Below are 21,637 nucleotides of genomic sequence, written 5' to 3'. Positions count from 1 at the left end.
TAGCAATTAAATAAATGGTACCAAGTGTAGAATTATTTTAAGAAATATTTATTTTTTAAAAGTCGTACGCATCCATTCGAAAAATCTCTCTTTTTCTTCGAACTGGGGGTAGTGAGCAGATTGTTCATATGCTATGAATTCTTTTTTCTTCGCGATAATTTGGTCGAAGTATTTTTTAGCGCTATTCGATGATGTTTGATAATCATAATCTCCCATTACAAAATAGAAGGGAAGAGTCAGTGAATTAACTTTCGCAGGAAGTGGGGACTGTAAGACTTCGTTTACTAAAACTTCTTGGGATAGGGATATCCCCTTGCTATAGCGAATAATATCTAACAAATTATATTCGGTACTAAAAAGCATCCCTAACATATTTCCATCAGGGTTAGTAATGAGTCTTGTAGCTCCACCGTATTTGCTCACTAAATGACGAGGCGTAAATGTTTTACCACTACTAATTTCCTCCATTAACCTTTGTAAATGTGCAACATCCTCTGTGTTACTCTTAAGTTGAGCCTGTTTGATCGTAAAGTGTAAACTGTCCATCTCACTTTCAATGGTATTACTCATTTGACCAATCCCTACATAGGCCTCATATTTTTCAGGAGCTTTAGCAGCTGCTTGTGTGGCAATATATGTACCGTAGGAATGACCAATTAAGATGATTTTTTCTTTATCTAGATCATTAGCAATATAGTCAGTCAGTGCTAGTAAATCCTCCACAAGCAAATCAGATGAAAGATTGGAGTAGTCCTCAAAAAAATGATAAGACTTCCCACTAGCCCTTTGATCATAATTCACCACTGTAAATTCGGTTTCCAATAAATCTTGATATTTTTTAGCGTAGGGTATTTCAGAGCAACCTGGTCCGCCATGGACAAAGAGGATTACAGGATTATTTTTGTTATGGCCCCGTATCATGATTTCATGGTCACTGCCGTTAATTTCTACCTGTTTTAGCGTACTGATGCTGTTCATGTCTTTTATAGATGATGTCCATGTTGGAAATACAAGTGCTAATAATAGTAAGGAAGTCATAATCAAGAGAAGATATTTAATGAACTTTTTAATCCTTTTCATACAATACCTTCTTTACATGCGTTTCATAAAGCTAGCATGATACATTTTTCTTTTATACACATAAAAATACATACTCAGAGGCCACCAAAGGGTAACAAAAATAGGGTAAATCGCCCATATAACGCTTGGTGAAGAAACAACATTTACTGTAATGAAAAAGATACTTATTAGTATCGTAGCTGTAACGGAGAATGCTACAAAGGTTTTTCGTTGCGCATGATATAAAGCTAGAGGCCACCATATCACTAAAAAAGCAGGATAAATTGCCCAAGGGTAGTGAGGAGATACAATCATATTCAATATAGTGTAATAGATGATGGTAGAAGCACATCCAATTAGAGCTGTTTTTAACGTTTTTGCCTTGTCATCTAAGTACATGAGGATTGGCCACCAGATAATTGGATAAATCGCATAGACAAACCATAAATGATCTGGTGCGTAAATATAATTTTCAACTATTAAAAATGTAATAATTAAGGCACTACAAACAATTGAGTATTGTTTATACAATTTTTTAGCCATAAAGAATAACGTAATGGGCCAAAGTAGTAGCAATAAGCATGGATATACAAACCACATTGTTTGAGGAGATGTCGTATAATTAACAAACCCTAAAAAAATCATTGTCATCAAGCTCCCCACTATAGAAAAGTTTATAAAGTTTCTCATGTTTATTCACCCCATTTCTTACGAGACCACACGAAGTACATCGATAAAGGCCACCAAAGAATGGCGAAAATCGGATAGATTGCCCAAATAATATGTGGTGTGTAATAAAGATTAATAAAAATAAAAAATGCAATAATTAAGCCACTACCCCAAATTGAGAACTCTAAGTTTAATTTGGCCATGTTTTTCTTTGCTGGCTCTTTAACACCTAACTCTTGCTTTAAGTCTTCGATATCTCCAAATTCTACAATGGCTTTATTAATGGCATCCTCTTGTTCTTTACCCTGGTCTATCAAGTAAAATACTTTTTCTTCAAGATTTTCAATGATTTCTTGTTTAACCATTTCCGTTTCGTTATTTCGAGGAATGTCTTTAAAAAGCTCATCAATATGGTTTTTTATTCTTTTCATTCTAAGCCCTCCATAAATAAATCGATTATTTCCTTTACTTCCGACCATTCTTTCACTAGCTCATTTAAATAGGCCTTACCTAATGATGTAATACGGTAATACTTTCGTTTGCCTCCATGCGAGACATCTCCATAATAGGCTTCAATAATTTCCTTTTTTTCGAGACGTTGAAAAACTGCATACAAAGTTGCTTCCTTGATTTGAAACCGATTGTTTGTACGGAGACTTATTTCCTGAGAAATTTCGTAGCCATAACGGTCTTTTTCTGAAATTAACCGTAAAATAATCGAATCCAAATGTCCTCGGATAATATCACTGCGAACCATAAGTCACCTACTTTTTTATTGCTCTATCTGTCAGAGTAATAGTAGCAAACATTACTCTGTCTGTCAAAGTAATTTATTCCCTTTTTTTTACAATGATGATGAGACCTTCCTATAAAAAAACTCCATTCGCTAAAAAGCCCTTAAGGACAATTTCTTAGCGGATGGAGTTCGTCTACTCTTTTTACATATACAATGCAGCAAGAAAAATCCCTAAAGACTCCTCGTAAATGTCATCGAACTGACTGATTGGTAAAGGATTTGTACCACTTCCTAATTCAACAGTGAAGCCTGGTCTATGCCAATCTTGAATAAACCAATCCTTATAACCAGCATAGCTTCCAGCAGATTGAACGGGCTCATAGCCACTTACTCTACTAAATTCATTTACAAGCACCTCTGATTCGGGGGGTTCTAGATTTTCAAAGCCCCAATATATAACACGTCCCTGTGTATGAAATGCTAATACTCTTGAAAAATCACGCTGCTTGGTTAAATCAGCCATTGCAATGGCTTCAGGTTCAGATAGTGGTCTTTCACCACCATAATCTCTTGGCCCTGGTGTTGTTGGATTACGGGCACTTTCAAGCTCCCATTTGGCAGGGAATTGGTCATTCAAATCAATTCCATGAATATTTGCTTTCCAGCCAGAAAAATCAGCGTTATCATTATTCCATGCAATTAGTTGATTTCTTAATGCTTCATCATTTGGAGGGCCTTGTATTACTAAATCTACGCCATCAGGATTTACCATAGGAACGATAGAAAGGAATGTTTGCTGATAAAGAGAAGATGGAGAAATTCCACGAATACTACTATGATTGGTGAGGGCGAGCAAATAGTCATTTAAAAATGTTAGAATAATAGGTGTAGTAATCCATTCGTTTGCATGGAAGGAGCCATTATAGTGTACACGTTTTGCACCATGGCCAATTGACAGCTCAGGTAGCTCTTTCCCTAAAACGGAGCTGCCAATGTTTGAGCTTTGAAGAAAAGGATATGCGTCAAGGAGCTTTCTGAGATCGTTCATCATATGGGTATACGTGTAATTTTGCTTACCATTAACTAAACGCCATGTGATACGTTGGGGTATGCGAATCATTTGACCGATTTGTAAGCGATTTGGATTGAGATCAGGATTAACAAGCAATAGGGCGACTAGGGGAAGATTTCGGCTTTGGGCAATCTGCCAAAAAGAATCTCCTTGTTTAATTTGATAGTTGTTGGTCACAAAACCAGGAATACGAACCCGTTGTCCAACTCTTAAAAATTGAGGATTTATGTCTTCATTGGAATCTAAAATGAGTTGAAGAGGAATTTTAAATACCTCACTGAAATGCCAAAGTGAATCTCCTGGCCTTACGATAATATCCACATGTTTTCTCTCCTTAATTAGAAATGGTTCAATATAAAATGTATATGAAAAATGCATAGACTTATTAATACAAAATCAGCAAAATTTCTTTATTAAGAATCTAAAAGAGGATAAAATGAGTTATTTTTAGATGTATACTAGTAATCATAATAAAGTAAAAGAAAGGTAAGGGTAGGAAAACCAAATGTTAAATAGATTAAAAATGGGTATACGCTCAAAGATTACATTAGGTTATATCGTAATCATTCTTTGCTTACTTGCCACGGTTGTCATATTAAATAATCAAATTACATCTTTGCAGAAGGAAAGAAATTTTATTATTAAGTACGATTCCAATGTTCTAACTTTAACGAATGAAATTGAAAAATATATATTGGATATGGAATCAAGTCAACGTGCTTTCATCATTACGGGTAGGCAAAGTTATCTGGAACCCTATGATAATGCAGCTGAAAATTGGAAAATAGATTTTAATGAACTCTATCAACAAATGAAAGATAAACCAGCTCAACAGGACAAACTTAAAGAGATAGAGGAAACAATTGAACATTGGATTGCAACGTCAGGCGAACCAACTATTCAATATAAAAAGGATAATAATGTAGAAGCATTAAATGATTTTTTTAAAGTGGATAATGGTCGTCAGGATATGGAAAAAATGCGCAAATTATTCGATTCATTCCGTGCCACTGAAAATGCTTATACTCAGAAGAAGGCAAGTCAGTTAGACAAGCAAAATAGTAAATTAACTAGTGCTTTATTTGGGATCTTAATTTTAGTTTCTACAATAGCTATTGTCATCGCTAGTGGCATCTCCCGTTCAATTGTAAAAACGATAACGGAAGTAACACAAACCATTCAAGAAATAGCAGCTACAAAAGGTGATTTCACTAGAAGAATCCATGTGAATACAAATGATGAAGTGAATGAACTTGCTAATGCAACGAATACACTTTTAGAGTCAGTCGAAAAGAGAGAATGGCTACAAAGCAATGTAGCTGAAATCGTGACAAATTATCAAGGTATTTCAGCAATTACAAAATTAGCGGAGACCTTCCTATCAGAAGTAGCACAGAAAACCCAAGCATCTCTTGGAGCATTTTATGTTCGGGAAGTAACAGAGAACCAAGTACAGTTTGTGAAAAAGGCTGCTTTTGCTGACACGGATGATTGTGTTGGTATGGAGAGTTTCAAAATAGGACAAGGGTTAATCGGTCAATGTGCATTAGAAAAGAGAGTACTATTCTATGATAATATTCCGAGAGACTATCGTTTAATCAAAACTGGATTAGGTGAAATTAGACCACAAAATATTTTATTGATTCCTGTCATTTTTGAAAATGAAGTTATAGCGGTTGTTGAAATAGCAACAATGGCTAAATTCAGTAAGTTACAGCAAGAATTAGTGAGACAGGTTACTGAAACCTTTGGACTAACAGTTAATAGTGTTTTAGGGCGTATGGAAATTGTACGTCTATTGAATGAATCTAGAGCAATGACCGAGGAATTGCAGGTTCAATCAGAAGAGCTTCAGACTCAATCTGAGGAATTGCAAATGCAGACGGAAGAGCTGACAATGATTAATGAACAGCTTGAAGAACGCACGAAAGAGGCAGAATCTAAATCAAGAGAACTGGAGAAGGCGAAGAAGGAATTAGAAGAAAGTGCAGAGCAGCTTATCCTTAACTCTAATTACAAATCCGAATTTTTAGCCAATATGTCACATGAATTAAGAACACCTTTAAACAGCATATTAATATTATCGGAAATGCTAGCAGAAAATAGCCAACACAACCTAACAGACGAGGAAGCAGAGTTTGCTAAAGTTATTCATTCTTCAGGGGAGGACTTGCTTGCTCTAATCAATGACATATTAGATTTATCTAAAGTTGAGGCAGGGAAGCTTGATATTATTTTTAATGAGGTGAATATGAGCGAAGTACCTGTGCAAATAGAACACACCTTTGCACCAGTTGCGAGGAAGAAAAACGTAGCATTCCATATATCTAAGGCTGATCATGTAGTGGATGTATTCTATACAGATGAAAAGAGATTCCAGCAAATCTTAAAGAATTTATTATCGAATGCCTTTAAATTTACTGAGCAGGGATCTGTCACATTAGACATTAAACAGCTTACACCGCAACAACTAACCAATAATATGCAGGAGATAAGCAAGGATTGGTTAGAAATTACTGTTTCAGATACAGGAATAGGTATTCCAAAAGACAAACATCAGCTGATTTTTGAATCATTCCAGCAAGCAGATGGAGCTACGGTCCGAAAATATGGTGGAACGGGTCTGGGTCTTTCTATTTGTAAGGAGTTTGCTAAGTTACTTGGTGGCTGGATTACATTGCAAAGTGCTGAAGGACAAGGGAGTAGCTTTACGTTAACGCTTCCGAGCCTGCCAAATGGAATTGAAGAGGAGCATTGCCAAAAGCTTGCCATGAACGAAGTGGCTGTTACGATGGTGGAAGAGGAGCAAATAATAGAACAACCACAAGCAATGGAGGTAGCCCTTCAACAAGAGGTAGAGGTGTTTCAAGGGAAAAATATTTTAATAGTTGATGATGATAACCGTAATATTTATGCGCTAAAAACGGCTTTAGAAAAAAGAGGCATGCACATTCTAGTTGCTAAAGATGGGCTAGAATGTTTAGAGATCTTGCGAGCTAATCCAGATATCGATCTTGTACTGATGGATATAATGATGCCTAATATGGATGGCTATGAAGCGATGACTATTATTCGTCAGCAAATGAAACGTATTGATTTGCCAATCATTGCATTGACTGCTAAGGCGATGAAAAATGACCGTGATAAATCATTACAGGCAGGTGCATCTGATTATATTAGTAAGCCATTAAATTTGGATCAATTAATATCAGTTTTAAGAGTATGGTTAGTTTCTAAGGGGAGTTAATGAACATGGAACAATTTCAGCCTTTGGAGCAAAATATACAATTAAATAAGCATACAAATTTAGAAATTGATTTGTTACTAGAGGCTATTTATCGTTTATCGGGTTTTGATTTTCGGCAATATAATCGTTCATCCATTTCACGCAGAATCTACAATAGGATGGGGATAAATAACATCCCAACGATTTCACGTGTACAAGAAAAGGTCATTCATGATAAAGAATTTTTAGAGCAGATATTAAATGATTTTTCGATAAATGTAACGGAGATGTTCCGTAACCCTAGCTTTTTTAAAGCCTTTCGTGAAACGGTCATCCCTGTTTTACGAGAATATCCAGAAATCCGTATTTGGCATGCAGGGTGTGCAACAGGTGAAGAAGTATATTCGATGGCTATCTTGCTTCAGGAAGAGGGGCTAATAGAGAGATCTGTTATTTATGCAACAGATATGAACGAGCAAGTATTAGAAAAAGCTAAGAAGGGAGCCTTTCCAATTCATAAAATGCAGGCATATACAAAAAACTATATGCTTGCTGGAGGTGCCCATGCTTTTTCAGAATACTATCAAACAGATTATCAATATGCTTACTTTCATCCAACATTATTGAAAAATATTATTTTTGCTCAACATAATTTAGTAACAGATCATTCATTTAATGAATTTCATGTCGTTCTGTGCAGAAATGTTCTTATTTATTTTTCACCTAAGCTGCAGAGCCAGGTACACCAATTATTTTATGAAAGTCTAAGTGACAAAGGTTTTTTATGCTTAGGGGATAAAGAAACATTGCGATTTGAAGAGGTTATTTCCAAGTATAAGGATATTTCTGGAAGCGAAAGAATTTATCAAAAAATGTTTTAGTGAGTAAGAGGCTATCTTTAACGGATAGCCTCTGCTTTTTTATATAGTTTTAGAGCTAGCTTGAATCATTAAAACACACATGTCATCAGGCTGATTCTCTTGTTTATCCTTAGGCAAGAGGTTATCGATTAGGCATTGCGAATAATCCCACTTAGAGGATGTTAGCGTTTGCAAATGCTTTTCTGATTCTAATTCACAGGGCCCCATTGCCTCTAATACACCGTCTGTAAATAACACGATTTGAATGTCATGCTCATATTGAATATATTGCTTTTTCACTTTTATTTCATCGAAGAAACCGACTGCACAGCTACCCTGATCTAATGGAATACATGTTTTTTCATCGATTAGTGCATATCCAGGAGGATGGCCAGCATTTATGTACTCGACTGTTTTTTGCTCTGTATCAATGATTAAATAAATCGCTGTAAAATAATAAAGATTATTCTCTTTCCCATCTTGTAATAGCGTCATATACCGATTCAGTTCTTGGATGACAAGTTCAGGTTCCACCAATTGTTTAACCGCCTCTCTTAGAACAGAGGAGATGAACATACAAACCAACGCTGCAGATATACCATGACCCATCATATCCAATAATATTATGGCATAACGATGATCGTCTATTTTGTACCAATAATACATATCTCCTGCCAAATTAGAGGATGGCAAATATGAAACTTCAATACGGATGTCATTCTCATTTAACGGTGGGCTAAGAAGACTTCTTTGTACATGGGTTGCTAAATCTAGCTCATATTGTATTTTCTTTTCATGCTGTGTGTGCCAGTCTAATTCTGCCTTTAAACGTAAGGCAACACGCATTCTGGCCAGCAGCTCTGTTTTATTAATTGGTTTAGTAATATAATCTACACCACCAATGTCTAGGGCTTCTGCCAGTTTGTTTTTATCCTCGAGTGCTGTAACGAAAATGATTTGAATATCTTTCAATCTCTCATTTTGCTTAATGCGTTTGCAGGCCTCAATACCATCTACTTCCGGCATCATAATATCTAACAAAATTAAATCTACTGAATTTCCTGTCGGATTGGGTGCATCTAATTGTAAATAATCAAATAGCTCATAAGCAGATGAAAGAGAAACACAGTTATCATAACCTGCATTTTTTAGTATTTTCTCAATGACAAATAAATTGACTTGATTGTCATCTACTAGAAGAATGGTCATAGTACTTTCCCCTTACTCTGATTGAATTGTGCAGATTATTTTTCACATATACAAAATACTTTCAACTTTATCATTATACAAAACATCAGAGAATAAAGGTATTTTGGCGATTTTAATGTAAGGTTTACTAGGTATATGAAGTAGAAGGGCGTTATATTTTCGCTTTTTTAAATCCTTGGTAGATATCAAATGCATTTGCTAAAACAGCAATAATCATACTGACAAGTAGGATTTTATCAATAGTGAATGCAACTTTAGCTGAGGTTGTGTCTGTAATAGCCGCAATATAAGGGATAGAGGCGCTGTGAATAAAATCTTGGTGTATCGCTATTAAAATAAACACAATCGTTCCAACACTTTGAAGTAGTGCATTAGTGAAGGCGATAGGCATTGTCCACTGTCCTGCACGCCATTTTAATAAGGTTAAAGTGAGACTTAGGATAATACATAGTAAGACCATGGGAACAAACGATTGTAAAATATTTTGATTAAAGATAGGCATTACAAATTTTAAGCTGCCGTTGTCATTTGTTGTATAAATACCTAAAAGACGATAGGCATTCCAGTAAACAAAAGAAAAAATAAGTATCCCTAAAAGGCTCAAAATCGTATCACTTATAGGAATAATTTTATCTTTGGGAATTCTTTTAATTTGTACTAAATCATCAGGTGACCATGGCTTGGTATCTCTCAGAAAAGGGATCGAAAGCTTTTCAGCCCCAGAACGGTCCTTAATAATAAAAATAACCGTAACCCAAAACAAAACGTGAAATAACACAGCAATAATTGCAGCAATAATCCCGACAAATGCTGTAATAATGGTTGTGAGAAGTGCTTCTTCTCCAGAATAGAGAACAATTTTCTCTATTATTTGAACAATGATTGTAATAAGAATTGCCCAAGGAATAATTAGCTTGATGGTTCTTGTATATTGTTCAAAATTCTTTGGACCAATTAAAAAGTGGGGAGTATCCCGATAGCTTGCTGCAACTTCTACTGGGCTTCCAAGCTTCCTGAGTACTCCCTTCACTTCGGATTCAGAATATTGCTCTGGCAGCATATCCTCAATAGTAGCCTTTAGTTCAACCTTGATTTTCTCACGTTTATTTTTATGTAGCCTTTTAGTCACTTCGTGAATATATGAATCAATTAAAGTCATACATTTTCCTCCTTTAATCATTTTCAGTACTCATTAATTGGTCGTGGTAATATATGTTATTATGGGGTATAAAAATTAATATGAAAAATTCGTGAACAACATGCAACAATTTGAAAATGGAGGGGAAATAATGAGGGTTGTAGAGAAATTATTAAAAGAGCAAGATTTTGTAGCCTTTGTAAATATCGTTGTGGGGGCGTATCCAGGAAGATTGAATGGAACACAAACAACAAAAGAACAGCTGAAAAATCTCTTTATGCAAAATCAAAGCAATGATGAATCTCTTCATTATTATGGACTTTGGGAAAATGACAAACTCATTGGTGGTATGCGACTACATGGCTTTCAAATGAATCTGTTCTCTAAAATGCTACCAATTGGTGGGGTAGGACTTGTTGCAGTTGATTTATTACATAAAAAAGAGAAGGCTGCAAAAGAATTAATCCAACATTTCTTTAACATCTTTTTAGAAAAAAATATTCATTTTGTGGCCTTGTATCCGTTTAGACCAGATTTTTATAAAAAAATGGGTTTTGGCTATGGACCGAAAATCTATCAATACTTGGTAGAGCCTTCAAGCTTCCCGAAAGGACCAACCAAAAAGCACCTTAAATATTTGACAGTTGAAGATCAACAACAGCTAGTAGATTGCTACAACAGGGTAGTAGCAAAAAACATGGGATGTTTCTTAAAACACAATCGGAACTATCTTTTATTTTTAATAATCCAGATAACTATGTGATTGCAATGGAACAGGAAGGTACAGTTCAGGGCTATATTGCCTTTTCTTTTAATAAGCAAAGCGATAGTAATTTTATGCTCAATAATTTGGTGATTAAAGAGTGGATCTATGAAACTCCTGAGGCTTTGCTAGAGCTTAGTACATTTTTAAACAGTCAAGCGGACCAAGTAACCCGAATCGAATGGAATACACAAGAAGAAAATGTCCATTTCTTTTTAGAGGATGTAAGAAATGGTACAAATCATTTAATTCCAAGTGTCTACCACGCAAGTGCCGTGTCAGGAGTTGGTCTAATGTACCGTATCATTAATGTGAAGGGCTTTTTTGATGAGCTAATAACACGCAATTTTAACGGTGTTACTTTGACATTTAAATTGAATGTTATGGATTCGTTACTGGCAAAAAACAATCAGCAACTTATTGTTGAGGCTGTTAACGGTACAATTAAAATGATAGAAAGTGATAGCTATGATGTTGAAATAACGATAGATGTAGCTGAGCTTTCATCACTAGTAATGGGCGTAGTAACGGTCCAAGAGCTATTTATGCTTAGTCGAATACAGATTAGCGATAATCAGTATTTACAGGCTTTACAGCAATTCTTCTATGTGTTTGAAAAGCCCACATGTATATCGGCATTTTAGAATGGGCGTGAGGGCTTTTAATCTTTTTTGATGAGAATGGAAGAACGTGTTGGCCTTTCAAGTGGCGTTATATTAATAATAAAGTAGCTTATGATTAGTATGAGGATAATTAATGAATAAATTAACGTATTTAGAGGATGATCATGCTCCACAATAATTAATCGAATCATTGCTGTGATACCTATATAGATAAAATATCGAAGTGGAAAATGGTAATCCTCCTTAAAATATTTAATTATCATTGTGATGAATTCGAAATATAAAAAGAAAATAAGTATATTGGCAAGGAATAGCTTATAATCACCATCTTCCTTAGCAAAGAGTAATATTTTAAGAAATTCAATTAGCTCCTTAAATAACAAAAAACAGAGAATCAGTGCTAATAGTACAAGGCAAACATTGAGAAATAGCTGTAGAGATTTTGGCACAGCTTTAATGAGCTGTAAATAAGTCGTATTTTTTTGATTCATCCAATTCCTCCAATCGCGTTTTGTAAATACATCATCATATGGTCGAGTAGCTGTGTATTATGATATAAATATAACAATTTGTCGTAAATCTTTTCTTTGGTTTTTGTAAAGATTTGGTATATTTTTATGAAAGAAAGTTTTCAAAATAATTTAGTGGTATGCTAAAATAGATGTGCATGAATATAAAATATAAAAGGGGTTTTTAAAATGGCAAAAGCTGCAAAAACTGATGCGAAAATTACACCAGAACGTTTAGAAGAAGCGTTAAATGTTCGTGATCGACTTATTATCGAGCTACTGGTACAAGTACTTGATGAAAAGCTAGTAATTGAGCGTCCTGTATTACGTGAACGTCTAGGAAACCTTGTAGATCTTGCTGATCACGATGCAGAGCTTAAGGAAACAATCCACGCAGTAATTAACAAACTATAATGTAAAGAGGAATGCTACGGATATGCGTAGCATTCTTTTTTTATAGTATTTTATCATGTAAAGCGTTCTACCAAGTCGTACATACGCTCTGCCTCTGTATGAAGCTCCATAGAGGAGTGCATGATAGATGTCACTGCTGACTTTTGTTCGTCAATAGAAGCGTTAATTTGTTCGGTAGCTGCGGCAGATTGTGTAGCGACACTTGCTATTTCATTGATGGCGTTCATCACGACTATTCGATTTTCCGCCATGTCATTCATTCCTTTGTCTAAAGAAACAAGGTGCTTTGTAATGTCATGAATGGAGTCTGCTAGGAAAGTAAAGGCTCCCTTTACTTCCGTAATCGACATTGCCTGATTTTGTGACAGTTGGAGCGTGTGTATCATTTTTGAATCTGAATTAGCGGTATCGACCTCAATACGCTGTAATAGGTTTCTAACCCGATTAGTGGCTTCATTCGTATCCTCAGATAAATGACGGACTTCCTCAGCTACGACAGCAAATCCTTTGCCATGTTCACCTGCACGGGCTGCTTCAATACTTGCATTTAGTGCTAATAGATTTGTTTGTTCAGAAATGGATGTAATTGTTTGTACGACTTGATGAATTTCTTTCATTTGGCTCGTCAAACTTGAGAAAGTTGTTCTTAATTCCTCAATCACTTGCGTAAACTCACTTGAATTTTGAAGTAATACATCTACTTTTTGTCTACCGTTTTCTTGAGATTGATTAATGATATTCATATTTTCTGTAATCTCACTATATTTATCTGTAGCATTTGAGATAAGTGAGGATAGTGTTTCTACTTTACTAATGGCCATTTCTGCTTCCTCAGCTTGTACTACAGCTCCCTTAGATATATCATTGATGGCTTGATGAATTTCATCAGCAGAAGCAGTCGTCTCCTCAGTAATTGCACTCAGCATTTCTGAAGAAACGCGCATTTTGGACGCACTATCCTTTGTATTGTTGACCATTTCGTGTAAGCTATGTTTCATATTATTCACATTACTAGCTAGTATACCTAGTTCATCTTCTGTAGTAACAGGTATGTCATCACCAGTTAGCTTGCCTTTAGCAATATCAGATGTAATGACCATAATTTTTCGTATATAGGTTGTCATTCGTCCAGAGAAGAACCAGAAGAGTGATACACCAATAATCGTTGCAAGGATGGTCATGCCTAGTGTGTAGTATAAAACATTATTCGTACCTGCATTAAAGTCCATTTCGTATGTACCAGCTGCTATAATCCAGCCCCAATGCTTGTCCTTTTCTACATAAGTAATCTTAGGCGCAACGATATCAGGATTTGAGGGAAGGGCCCAATCATAACGTACATATCCTCCTCCAGCATTTGCTGCTTCAATCATTTCTCGTACAAAATAGCGCCCATCCTCTGTTTGTAAATCTGAAATATTTTGTCCTTCTAGAGATGGATGAGTTTCAACCATACCACTATCTTGGAAAGCGTAGAAATAAAAATTATCTCCATATTTAACCGGATTATCAATGGATCTTTTGTTATCTTCAATTTTATTACCAACGATCTGTGTTCTAGCACTTTCCTGAGCTTCTTCTAACGTTAATTTCCCATTTTGAACTTGAGTATCTAACTGGGCAATTAGTTCAAGTATGCCAAGTGTGCCATTTTTAAGACTATCTCGACCTACCTGATCGAGTTCTCCTTTCACCACCATATAATTGACTGTTCCAACTAGTCCTGTTGATAGTAGAATAACTATAATAGCAAGACTAACAAGTTTATTACGTACTGATTTCATAAGATACAACCCCCGTTCCTTCATTCCTTCAATATAGTTCTATTATAATATATAATTTTTTAATAAAATAGAAAATTCTGAAAATAAGTACCGTATTTTAAGTGAAATATGTCCCAAAAAAATCCCCCCAACCAAGAGAAAAAACGGCTCTTAATTGGGGGGATGTTGAAGCTTAATATAGCGATTTACATCAATTAGTACACTTTGTCTCCATTAAAAATAGAGTTCTTCACGATTACATAATCAACATTGCGAATAGCCTCTAGCTTTGTGCCACCAGCATATGAAATAGATGACTGTAAATCTTGTTGCATCTCGATTAATGTATCTTTGATGCTACCTTTATGTTCAACGTACATTTTCTTACCTTCGACGTTTTTACGTTCGCCTTTTTGGAATTCAGAAGCAGAACCGAAGTATTCCTTCACTGTTCTACCTTCGATTTCGATTGTTTCACCAGGTGACTCTTCATGGCCAGCGAATAATGAACCGATCATTACCATTGAAGCACCAAAACGTACAGATTTAGCGATATCTCCATGTGTACGAATGCCACCATCAGCAATAATTGGTTTTGTAGCAGCCTTTGCGCACCAACGTAGTGCAGCTAGTTGCCAGCCGCCAGTACCAAAACCTGTTTTGATTTTAGTAATACATACTTTACCTGGTCCAATCCCAACTTTTGTTGCATCTGCACCAGCATTTTCAAGCTCACGCACCGCTTCAGGTGTCCCTACATTACCTGCAATGACAAAGCTTTTTGGTAAATGCTTTTTAATATGTTGAATCATACGAATAACAGCGTTTGAATGACCATGTGCAATATCAATTGTAATAAAATCAGGTACCAAATTAGCAGCTGCTAATTCTTCGATAAATGTATATTCCTCTTCTTTTACACCAACGCTAATAGAAGCAATTAAGCCATTTCCTTGCATTTCTAGAATAAAGTTTCGACGAGTTTCTGGTTGGAAACGGTGCATGATATAAAAGTAACCGTTTTCAGCAAGTTTCTTAGCAAGATTTTCATCGATAATTGTTTGCATATTTGCAGGTACTACTGGAAGTTTAAAAGTGTGACCACCTAAAGTAACAGAAGTATCACATTCTGAACGACTTTCTACAATACATTTTGCGGGAATTAGTTGAATATCCTCATAGTCAAATACGTTATCCATTATATACACTCCTAAAATACGAATATTTTTTAAGATTTAATTTAAATTGTTCGCCATTTGGTAATTTACATGATTTTTGAGTAAATGTCAAAGCTTTTGTGAAAATAAATAAAAAATTTAAAAAGAAAGGAGCAAACTTACTTTGAAGATGAAATATTCTAGTTATAATTTGTGTTAAGTTTTGTAATCCATGTACAATAGAATTGTTTCAATAAATGACAAAGGAGTGTTGAAAATGGCAGTAGAGGTTTATTTGAATTTTAATGGAAATTGTCGAGAGGCAGTTGCGTTTTACGAAGACGTTTTTAATACGGACAAGGCTGAAATTATGACGTTTGGAGAGACCCCACAAAATCCAGACTATCCATTACCAGAAGAAGCAAAAGATCTTGTCATGCATACACGACTTATTGTATTCGGTAGCAGAATTATGTTCTCAGATACATTTCCAGGCATGCCATTTTCCACAGGGAATAATGTCACATTAGCTGTTGTCTCTGATGACGAAGAGCAAATGCGTCAAGCATTTGATAAGCTTAAAGAAGGTGGTAACGTGAGAATGGGGCTTCAAGAAACATTTTGGAGCAAATGTTACGGCTCACTTACAGACAAATTTGGCGTTGAATGGCAATTTAGCCATGAGGTAAATGAATAATTAAATAACAAGATAAAAGCACGATGATAGGGCTAAACCAAGTATCATCGTGCTTTCTTATTTAGTAATTAAAACGATCTACATAGCCTTGTAATTCATCAGCCATATCAAGCAATGTTTTAGCAGAAGAGGCGATTTCCTGCATGGAAGATAATGTTTGTTCCGTTGAAGCGGCAACCTCTTCAGATGCAGCTGCGTTTAGTTTTGCATGATCTGACAGTTCAATAGCTGTTGCGGATACCTCCTCTACAACGGCAGACATTTCTTGTGCTGAAGCTGATATATCCTCCATTTTAGGAGCAATTTCTCGAAGACTTCCAACGATACTTGTAAATTTCTTTTTCGTATCCTCGGATAGCTGTAAACCTTCTTGAACGTCTGCAGAAGCTTTCGTCATCGTTTGTACAGATTTAGCTGTATCTTGTTGTATGCCTGTAATCAGGGTAGAAATTTGCTCTGCTGATTGATGAGATTGCTCCGCTAATTTACGTACTTCATCTGCTACAACTGCAAAGCCTTTACCGTGTTCACCTGCTCGTGCTGCTTCAATAGCGGCATTAAGAGCAAGAAGGTTTGTTTGGTCTGAAATAGCGCTAATAATTTCTATAATGGAGCCAATTTCTTTTGTACGATCAAATAGGGATTTAATCATCGTATCGGATTGAGCCACAGAATCATGAATGGATACCATTTGATTAACAGTGTGCTCAACAGATTGACTACCTTCTTCCGCTAATTGGATGGCCTGGCTGGATAGGTCTGAAACTTGTAGGGCACTATCTGCTACCTCTACAACACCCTTTGCAATTTCCTCAATAGAAACAGCATTTTGATCGATTCCTGTTGTTTGTTTTTCCGTACTAATCGCTACCTGTTGCATAGCCTCTGTCACTTGCTCAGATGCGGCGATATTTTGCTCAGCATTTGCTGAAAGACCTTGTGCCGAGGTTTGAACGTGTTGTGAGCTTTGATCAACATTGCGGATCAGTCTTTTTAAGCTAACTTTCATTGAGACAAATGCCTCAGCAAGCTGTCCTATTTCATCTTTCGTATGAATATCAATATACTCTGTCAAATCACCTTCACTAATTTTCAGAGCACTTTGCTGTAGTTGTTTAATCGGATTAACAATAGATTTAATCATTGAGAGCATAAAGATAATACCAACAATAATAGAAATACCAATAATGAGTAATGTAATAGTAAAGGTTGAGGTAGCCGCGTTAGTAGCCTCTGCAATGAACATTGTACCGATTATCTTCCAACCTGTGATTTCATTTGTTTCAAAGCGTAAATGACGGTCACCTTCAGTAATTGTACCTTCCTGTTTTTCGTAAACTTTTGAAACATATTCTTCTGTTGCCTCTGTGCCACTTTCCTTATCCTTTTGAGCAATATATAACTTATTATTATCTAACAGAGAGGCAAAGCCCGTTTCTCCAATACGTGTTTGATCTGTCAGTGCACTTAGAAGAGAGATATTTAAATCTAAGGCAATTACGCCAGAATCATCAGGAAGAGCTTGCATAACTGTCACAACGATGTTATTTGTTGATTTTGAGATGTATGGAGAAGTGATGGATACATGCCCTTTATTATCAATGGCTTCTATATACCAAGGACGTTTCCGAGGATCATAATCACTTGCATAGTCATGGACAGGTTCATCAATGATTCGCCCATCAGCAGTCCCTATATATACTAGTTCTACTTCAGGGTGTGTATTTACATATTCCTGAAAAAGACCTTTTAATTCAGCTTTTTTATCATCTTGTAAATAAGACTGATTTATTTTCTTGGCAAAATATTCGATATCATGAACTCTAGGAGCAATTGTATTGGTAATATTACTATTAAGCATACGCACACTTTCCTTGGCGCTTGCTTGCTGCTCTTCTAGTATTTGATTTTTGGTACTTTTAAAGGAGGTATACCCGATTAAAAGTGCGGGAATGAGAAGTATGACTAAAAATGCAAAGATGAGTTTCTTTCTTAAACTAATTCGTTTCATATAGTATTCCTCCTTAAACGACATTATTGAAGTGTAATACAATTAACTACGTGATTGGTTTTATTACACTAGTAGTCTCCTAAGTCGTTCAAATGTTTAATCTGATTCTAAGAGGAAAATGAATAATAATCAACACAATTTTCTGAAAAATCTGGAAAATAAAGTTATGTAACGCTATTATTTGTAGAAAAATATCTTATTTTGTAATTTCCTATCTTTTTGGAATAGAAAAAATCTGAGTTCAATACTTTCTTGAACTCAGATCTAGCAGTTAAATAATTAATATTTAAAACGATTGACATAACCCTGCAATTCATCCGCCATATCAAGTAGGGTTTTGGCAGACGAAGCCATATCTTGCATAGAAGATAAAGTTTGTTCCGTGGAAGCGGCAACTTCTTCCGTAGCAGCAGCATTTAATTTTGCGTGATCGGAAAGTTCAATAGCGGTCGCTGACACTTCTTCTACAACGGCAGACATTTCTTGAGCAGATGCTGAAATATCCTCCATTTTCGGCGCGATGTTCCGAAGACTTTCAATAATGCTCTCGAATTTTCTACTTGTTTCTTCTGTCAATTGTAAGCCTTCTTGAACATCTGTCGACGCTTTGACCATTGTCTCTACAGATTTTGCCGTATCCTGCTGAATAGTAGTAATGAGCGCAGAAATTTGCTCTGCTGACTGATGTGATTGTTCTGCTAATTTGCGTACTTCATCCGCCACTACTGCGAAGCCTTTGCCATGTTCTCCTGCTCTAGCTGCTTCTATAGCAGCATTTAGTGCTAGTAAATTTGTTTGATCTGAAATAGCACTAATCATTTCTAAAATGGAGCCGATCTCTTTCGTGCGGTCATAGAGTGCTTTAATCATTGTATCTGATTGTGTTACAGAATTATGGATGGAATTCATTTGATGTACAGTTTGTTTGACAGATTGTCCACCTTCTTCTGCCAATTGGATAGCATGGCTAGAGAGGTCAGAAACCTGCATGGAACTGTCTGCCACTTCAACAACGCCTTTAGCAATCTCTTCAACTGAAATGGCATTCTGATCAATACCTGTTGTTTGTTTTTCTGTACTAATTGCCATTTGTTGTATAGCATCAGCAACTTGCTCTGAGGCAGCGATGTTTTGTTCTGCATTAGCAGATAAATTTTGAGCGGCTGTTTGGACATGTTGTGAGCTTTGATCAACATTACGAATTAATTTTTTTAAGCTTACCTTCATAGAGATAAAGGCTTCGCCAAGCTGACCAATTTCATCTTTAGAATGGATTTCAATAAACTCCGTTAAATTACCGTCACTAATTTTTAATGCGCTTTGCTTCAATTGATTAATTGGGTTAACAATAGACTTTATCATGAAGAGCATGAAAATAACGCCAACGAGAATGGAAATAATAATGATAATTAAATTAATGTTCAATGTGGATGCCGCAGCTTTTGCAGCTTCCGCAGTAAACATTGTGCCAATTACCTTCCAACCTGTTAACTCATTCGTAACAAATTGTAAGTGACGGTCTTTTTCAATGATAGTACCGCTTTCCTGCTCATAAATTTTTGTAATGTAGCTTTCCGTTGCCTCTGTACCACTTTCTTTATCTGGCTGAGCAATGTAAATTTTATTGTTATCTAAAAGAGAAGCGAAGCCCGTTTCTCCAATACGTATATTATTCGTAATGTCACTTAATGTAGAAATATTTAGATCTAATCCTAATACGCCAGAACCATCTGGTAATGCCTGAGTAATTGTAATGACAATGTCACCTGTAGATTGTGTAACATATGGTGCAGTAATTGAGGTCTTCCCATTATTAGCTAAAGCCTGCTTATACCAAGGCCTTGTCCGAGGGTCGAAGCCATCAGGATACTCTTGAACAGGCTGATCATATAGTTTGCCTTCAGCAGTCCCAATATATATCAAATCTACTTCAGGGTGCATGTTGACATATTCACTTAATAATGACTTCAGTTCTAAAATGCTATCATCTAGAAAGTAGGTTTCACTAAATTTTTGTGAAAAATATTGTACATCTTTCAATTTTGGTTCAATCATGTTTGTAATATTGGAATTTAGAATGCGTACACTTTCAGTCGCACTTGCGCGTTGTTCCTCTGAAATTTGTTGTTCAGCACTTTGGTAAGATACTATTCCAATCAATAGTGTTGGGATGAGAAGCATGGCTAAAAACGAAAAAATAAGCTTTTTTCTTAAACTTAGTTGTTTCAATTGTATTATCCTCACATAATGTTTTATTCTATACTTTTCCCTTAAAGGTAAATAATACTCATTCTATCAGAAATAAAAGAAAAGTTAAGTACTTTGAATTAATTATTTCCTAGTAATATATATCATTATCAATTGTTCGAAATTTCCCTAAATTGATGGCGTTAGAAGCTATATAAAGCCACTTTTTGATGTATACTAATGCTCAAAAGAGGAGGGAATGAAGTCATGATTCATCAAATTGGACAAGTAATGTTATATGTCAATGATCAAGATGCAATTGTAAAGTTTTGGACAGAAAAAGTGGGGTTTGTTGTCATTTCTGAACAGGAAGAGGCAGGCATGCGCTGGATTGAAATTGCACCAACTAAGGAAGCTCAAACATCCTTTGTGCTTCACAACAAAGAAATTATTGCTAAAATGCAACCTGATCTAAATTTAGGAACACCTTCTATTATGTTTTACGCTGATAAAATTGAAGAGATGTACCAAGATTTTCAGGCAAAGGGCGTTAAAGTAGGAGATCTAGTCATGATGCCAATGGGTAGGGTTTTTAACTTTGCTGACCCTGAAAATAATTACTTTGCCTTGGTTGAAAAGAAAAAGTAAAAAACGGAATCTGCTTGTTTTTTGTTAGAGTTAAGTAAAAATGAGCAGATTCCTGTTTTAGCTATATTTAATAGCTAGATTTGTCGTCTATGATAAATCCTCACCAAAAATACCAACCGTTTGTCGATCTATTATAAATTCATGACCGTTCCATTTTAAAATATTTTCTACATAGCCTAACCCATCAGCATGATATCTACCTGCAATTTCTTGATATCCTAAAATTTCATACGTTCCATCTCGGTCGTAATCAACAGGATATAGTCCTCCAAAAGGATCTACCCAGCCTTCAATCGGTTGCTTCAAGGTGCCATCTGAATTATAAATTTCAGCTAAGTAATCGGCTCCTTTATACTGTAAATCAATTGTGTATTTAATAGCAGGATTAAAACTCTGAACAACAGCCTTATAATGATCTACATAATTGACATTATATTTAAGTTTATTATTAAAAGACTCTGCATCAAAGATGGAACGAACTTGATTGTTGATGGAGGAAAAAATCTCACCATTAACAATTCCACCGCTACCTCCTGTATCAGACACAACAAGAATATCCTCAATATGATTACCAGTAAAATCGCCCAAAAAAATAGTCGGATTATAGCCCATATTCTGTTTCAATGGAATTTGCTCCATTTGTCGTGTTTGACCATAAAAAATAGACAGTGTTAGATTTCTCCATAAAGGACTATCAGGCTGTTTAGTGCCCATTAAAAAAATGGTTTCAAAAAAACCATCCCCGTTAATATCTCCAAACTTAGTTTGAATAACTTGTGGAGCCGAATGGGTTATGATACCACCGTTTAGTGGTGAATTTAAATTATTGGTCATATATGCACCTCTTTCATTAGTCTTAGCATATGTTGTAAGAAAAGCTTGGTGCATAAATCAAA

The 21,637-nt window shown here is 35.6% G+C and carries 20 protein-coding genes; 7 read left to right on the top strand and 13 right to left on the bottom strand.

Annotation, left to right across the window (positions count from 1 at the left end):
- Window positions 1-48: 48 nt before the first annotated feature.
- From PSR12_RS23425 to PSR12_RS23405, 5 genes are all read right to left on the bottom strand, one after another.
- Window positions 49-1,080 (bottom strand): alpha/beta fold hydrolase, encoded by a 1,032-nt coding sequence (locus PSR12_RS23425; protein ID WP_274771025.1) that lies wholly within the window; start codon window positions 1,078-1,080, stop codon window positions 49-51.
- Between the two features lie 12 nt (window positions 1,081-1,092).
- The gene (locus PSR12_RS23420; RefSeq protein ID WP_274771024.1) at window positions 1,093-1,710 is read right to left on the bottom strand and encodes a hypothetical protein; all 618 of its coding nucleotides are present in this window, start codon (window positions 1,708-1,710) and stop codon (window positions 1,093-1,095) included.
- 41 nt (window positions 1,711-1,751) lie between these two features.
- Window positions 1,752-2,159: a permease prefix domain 1-containing protein gene (locus PSR12_RS23415; protein ID WP_004233467.1), complete on the bottom strand. Its 408-nt coding sequence runs from the start codon at window positions 2,157-2,159 to the stop codon at window positions 1,752-1,754.
- The gene (locus PSR12_RS23410; protein ID WP_004233468.1) at window positions 2,156-2,485 is read right to left on the bottom strand and encodes a PadR family transcriptional regulator; all 330 of its coding nucleotides are present in this window, start codon (window positions 2,483-2,485) and stop codon (window positions 2,156-2,158) included. Before PSR12_RS23410 ends, PSR12_RS23415 begins: the two co-directional genes overlap by 4 nt.
- A 181-nt stretch (window positions 2,486-2,666) precedes the next feature.
- The gene (locus tag PSR12_RS23405; RefSeq protein ID WP_274771021.1) at window positions 2,667-3,857 is read right to left on the bottom strand and encodes a M14 family metallopeptidase; all 1,191 of its coding nucleotides are present in this window, start codon (window positions 3,855-3,857) and stop codon (window positions 2,667-2,669) included.
- A 184-nt stretch (window positions 3,858-4,041) separates the two neighbouring features.
- On the opposite strand from PSR12_RS23405, the gene PSR12_RS23400 reads away from it, so the two are divergent.
- Both PSR12_RS23400 and PSR12_RS23395 read left to right on the top strand, forming a co-directional pair.
- Window positions 4,042-6,783: an ATP-binding protein gene (locus PSR12_RS23400; protein ID WP_257520842.1), complete on the top strand. Its 2,742-nt coding sequence runs from the start codon at window positions 4,042-4,044 to the stop codon at window positions 6,781-6,783.
- 5 nt (window positions 6,784-6,788) lie between these two features.
- Window positions 6,789-7,643, top strand: a complete 855-nt coding sequence (locus PSR12_RS23395; protein ID WP_221682422.1) for a CheR family methyltransferase — start codon at window positions 6,789-6,791, stop codon at window positions 7,641-7,643.
- A gap of 39 nt (window positions 7,644-7,682) precedes the next feature.
- Here PSR12_RS23395 and PSR12_RS23390 read toward each other — a convergent pair whose 3' ends face one another.
- Together PSR12_RS23390 and PSR12_RS23385 are read right to left on the bottom strand one after the other, a co-directional pair.
- The gene (locus PSR12_RS23390) at window positions 7,683-8,831 is read right to left on the bottom strand and encodes a SpoIIE family protein phosphatase (RefSeq protein ID WP_221682421.1); all 1,149 of its coding nucleotides are present in this window, start codon (window positions 8,829-8,831) and stop codon (window positions 7,683-7,685) included.
- Between the two features lie 151 nt (window positions 8,832-8,982).
- Window positions 8,983-9,990, bottom strand: coding sequence for a hypothetical protein (locus PSR12_RS23385; RefSeq protein ID WP_274771017.1), 1,008 nt, complete (start codon window positions 9,988-9,990; stop codon window positions 8,983-8,985).
- A gap of 130 nt (window positions 9,991-10,120) precedes the next feature.
- On the opposite strand from PSR12_RS23385, the gene PSR12_RS23380 reads away from it, so the two are divergent.
- Window positions 10,121-10,732, top strand: coding sequence for a GNAT family N-acetyltransferase (locus tag PSR12_RS23380; protein ID WP_274771016.1), 612 nt, complete (start codon window positions 10,121-10,123; stop codon window positions 10,730-10,732).
- Window positions 10,672-11,376: a GNAT family N-acetyltransferase gene (locus tag PSR12_RS23375; RefSeq protein ID WP_274771014.1), complete on the top strand. Its 705-nt coding sequence runs from the start codon at window positions 10,672-10,674 to the stop codon at window positions 11,374-11,376. Before PSR12_RS23380 ends, PSR12_RS23375 begins: the two co-directional genes overlap by 61 nt.
- A 17-nt stretch (window positions 11,377-11,393) precedes the next feature.
- Here PSR12_RS23375 and psiE read toward each other — a convergent pair whose 3' ends face one another.
- On the bottom strand, window positions 11,394-11,846 hold the full coding sequence (gene psiE, locus PSR12_RS23370; RefSeq protein WP_004233484.1) for a phosphate-starvation-inducible protein PsiE: 453 nt from the start codon (window positions 11,844-11,846) through the stop codon (window positions 11,394-11,396).
- 207 nt (window positions 11,847-12,053) lie between these two features.
- On the opposite strand from psiE, the gene PSR12_RS23365 reads away from it, so the two are divergent.
- A complete protein-coding gene (locus PSR12_RS23365; protein ID WP_004233486.1) occupies window positions 12,054-12,278 on the top strand; it encodes a hypothetical protein in 225 nt (74 codons plus the stop codon).
- A 53-nt stretch (window positions 12,279-12,331) separates the two neighbouring features.
- On the opposite strand, the gene PSR12_RS23360 is transcribed toward PSR12_RS23365, so the two are convergent.
- Window positions 12,332-14,062 carry a methyl-accepting chemotaxis protein gene (locus tag PSR12_RS23360; protein WP_221682418.1) on the bottom strand — a complete coding sequence of 577 codons (1,731 nt, stop codon included), beginning with the start codon at window positions 14,060-14,062 and terminating at the stop codon, window positions 12,332-12,334.
- Window positions 14,063-14,256: 194 nt separating this feature from the next.
- Window positions 14,257-15,240 (bottom strand): GMP reductase, encoded by a 984-nt coding sequence (guaC, locus tag PSR12_RS23355; protein ID WP_004233490.1) that lies wholly within the window; start codon window positions 15,238-15,240, stop codon window positions 14,257-14,259.
- A gap of 235 nt (window positions 15,241-15,475) precedes the next feature.
- Between guaC and PSR12_RS23350 the strand changes: the two genes are divergently transcribed.
- Entirely contained in the window at window positions 15,476-15,895 is a 420-nt protein-coding gene (locus PSR12_RS23350; protein WP_221682417.1) for a VOC family protein, read from the top strand.
- 61 nt (window positions 15,896-15,956) lie between these two features.
- Here the strand turns inward: PSR12_RS23350 and PSR12_RS23345 are convergent, their stop codons facing one another.
- Both PSR12_RS23345 and PSR12_RS23340 read right to left on the bottom strand, forming a co-directional pair.
- On the bottom strand, window positions 15,957-17,906 hold the full coding sequence (locus PSR12_RS23345; RefSeq protein ID WP_221682416.1) for a methyl-accepting chemotaxis protein: 1,950 nt from the start codon (window positions 17,904-17,906) through the stop codon (window positions 15,957-15,959).
- Between the two features lie 279 nt (window positions 17,907-18,185).
- The gene (locus PSR12_RS23340) at window positions 18,186-20,135 is read right to left on the bottom strand and encodes a methyl-accepting chemotaxis protein (RefSeq protein WP_221682415.1); all 1,950 of its coding nucleotides are present in this window, start codon (window positions 20,133-20,135) and stop codon (window positions 18,186-18,188) included.
- A gap of 225 nt (window positions 20,136-20,360) precedes the next feature.
- On the opposite strand from PSR12_RS23340, the gene PSR12_RS23335 reads away from it, so the two are divergent.
- A complete protein-coding gene (locus tag PSR12_RS23335) occupies window positions 20,361-20,741 on the top strand; it encodes a VOC family protein (protein WP_048395473.1) in 381 nt (126 codons plus the stop codon).
- Window positions 20,742-20,828: 87 nt separating this feature from the next.
- On the opposite strand, the gene PSR12_RS23330 is transcribed toward PSR12_RS23335, so the two are convergent.
- Window positions 20,829-21,575, bottom strand: a complete 747-nt coding sequence (locus tag PSR12_RS23330; protein WP_221682414.1) for a hypothetical protein — start codon at window positions 21,573-21,575, stop codon at window positions 20,829-20,831.
- Window positions 21,576-21,637: the final 62 nt, after the last annotated feature.

The organism is Lysinibacillus sp. G01H (genome assembly GCF_028872195.1).
In the GTDB taxonomy this organism is placed as follows: Bacteria; Bacillota; Bacilli; order Bacillales_A; family Planococcaceae; genus Lysinibacillus; species Lysinibacillus capsici.
The sequence above is the reverse complement of the archived record's forward strand: the minus strand, read 5'-3'. Positions and strand labels throughout refer to the sequence as shown.

Excerpts from the sequence above, each read along its gene's own strand:
- PSR12_RS23400 (WP_257520842.1), top strand. The coding sequence starts at position 4,042 with ATGTTAAATAGATTAAAAATGGGTATACGCTCAAAGATTACATTAGGT.
- PSR12_RS23415 (WP_004233467.1), bottom strand. The coding sequence starts at position 2,159 with ATGAAAAGAATAAAAAACCATATTGATGAGCTTTTTAAAGACATTCCT.
- psiE (WP_004233484.1), bottom strand. The coding sequence starts at position 11,846 with ATGAATCAAAAAAATACGACTTATTTACAGCTCATTAAAGCTGTGCCA.
- PSR12_RS23385 (WP_274771017.1), bottom strand. The coding sequence starts at position 9,990 with ATGACTTTAATTGATTCATATATTCACGAAGTGACTAAAAGGCTACAT.
- PSR12_RS23350 (WP_221682417.1), top strand. The coding sequence starts at position 15,476 with ATGGCAGTAGAGGTTTATTTGAATTTTAATGGAAATTGTCGAGAGGCA.
- PSR12_RS23410 (WP_004233468.1), bottom strand. The coding sequence starts at position 2,485 with ATGGTTCGCAGTGATATTATCCGAGGACATTTGGATTCGATTATTTTA.
- PSR12_RS23335 (WP_048395473.1), top strand. The coding sequence starts at position 20,361 with ATGATTCATCAAATTGGACAAGTAATGTTATATGTCAATGATCAAGAT.
- PSR12_RS23345 (WP_221682416.1), bottom strand. The coding sequence starts at position 17,906 with ATGAAACGAATTAGTTTAAGAAAGAAACTCATCTTTGCATTTTTAGTC.
- PSR12_RS23390 (WP_221682421.1), bottom strand. The coding sequence starts at position 8,831 with ATGACCATTCTTCTAGTAGATGACAATCAAGTCAATTTATTTGTCATT.
- PSR12_RS23365 (WP_004233486.1), top strand. The coding sequence starts at position 12,054 with ATGGCAAAAGCTGCAAAAACTGATGCGAAAATTACACCAGAACGTTTA.
- PSR12_RS23360 (WP_221682418.1), bottom strand. The coding sequence starts at position 14,062 with ATGAAATCAGTACGTAATAAACTTGTTAGTCTTGCTATTATAGTTATT.
- PSR12_RS23395 (WP_221682422.1), top strand. The coding sequence starts at position 6,789 with ATGGAACAATTTCAGCCTTTGGAGCAAAATATACAATTAAATAAGCAT.
- PSR12_RS23420 (WP_274771024.1), bottom strand. The coding sequence starts at position 1,710 with ATGACAATGATTTTTTTAGGGTTTGTTAATTATACGACATCTCCTCAA.
- PSR12_RS23330 (WP_221682414.1), bottom strand. The coding sequence starts at position 21,575 with ATGACCAATAATTTAAATTCACCACTAAACGGTGGTATCATAACCCAT.
- PSR12_RS23375 (WP_274771014.1), top strand. The coding sequence starts at position 10,672 with ATGTTTCTTAAAACACAATCGGAACTATCTTTTATTTTTAATAATCCA.
- PSR12_RS23380 (WP_274771016.1), top strand. The coding sequence starts at position 10,121 with ATGAGGGTTGTAGAGAAATTATTAAAAGAGCAAGATTTTGTAGCCTTT.
- PSR12_RS23425 (WP_274771025.1), bottom strand. The coding sequence starts at position 1,080 with ATGAAAAGGATTAAAAAGTTCATTAAATATCTTCTCTTGATTATGACT.
- guaC (WP_004233490.1), bottom strand. The coding sequence starts at position 15,240 with ATGGATAACGTATTTGACTATGAGGATATTCAACTAATTCCCGCAAAA.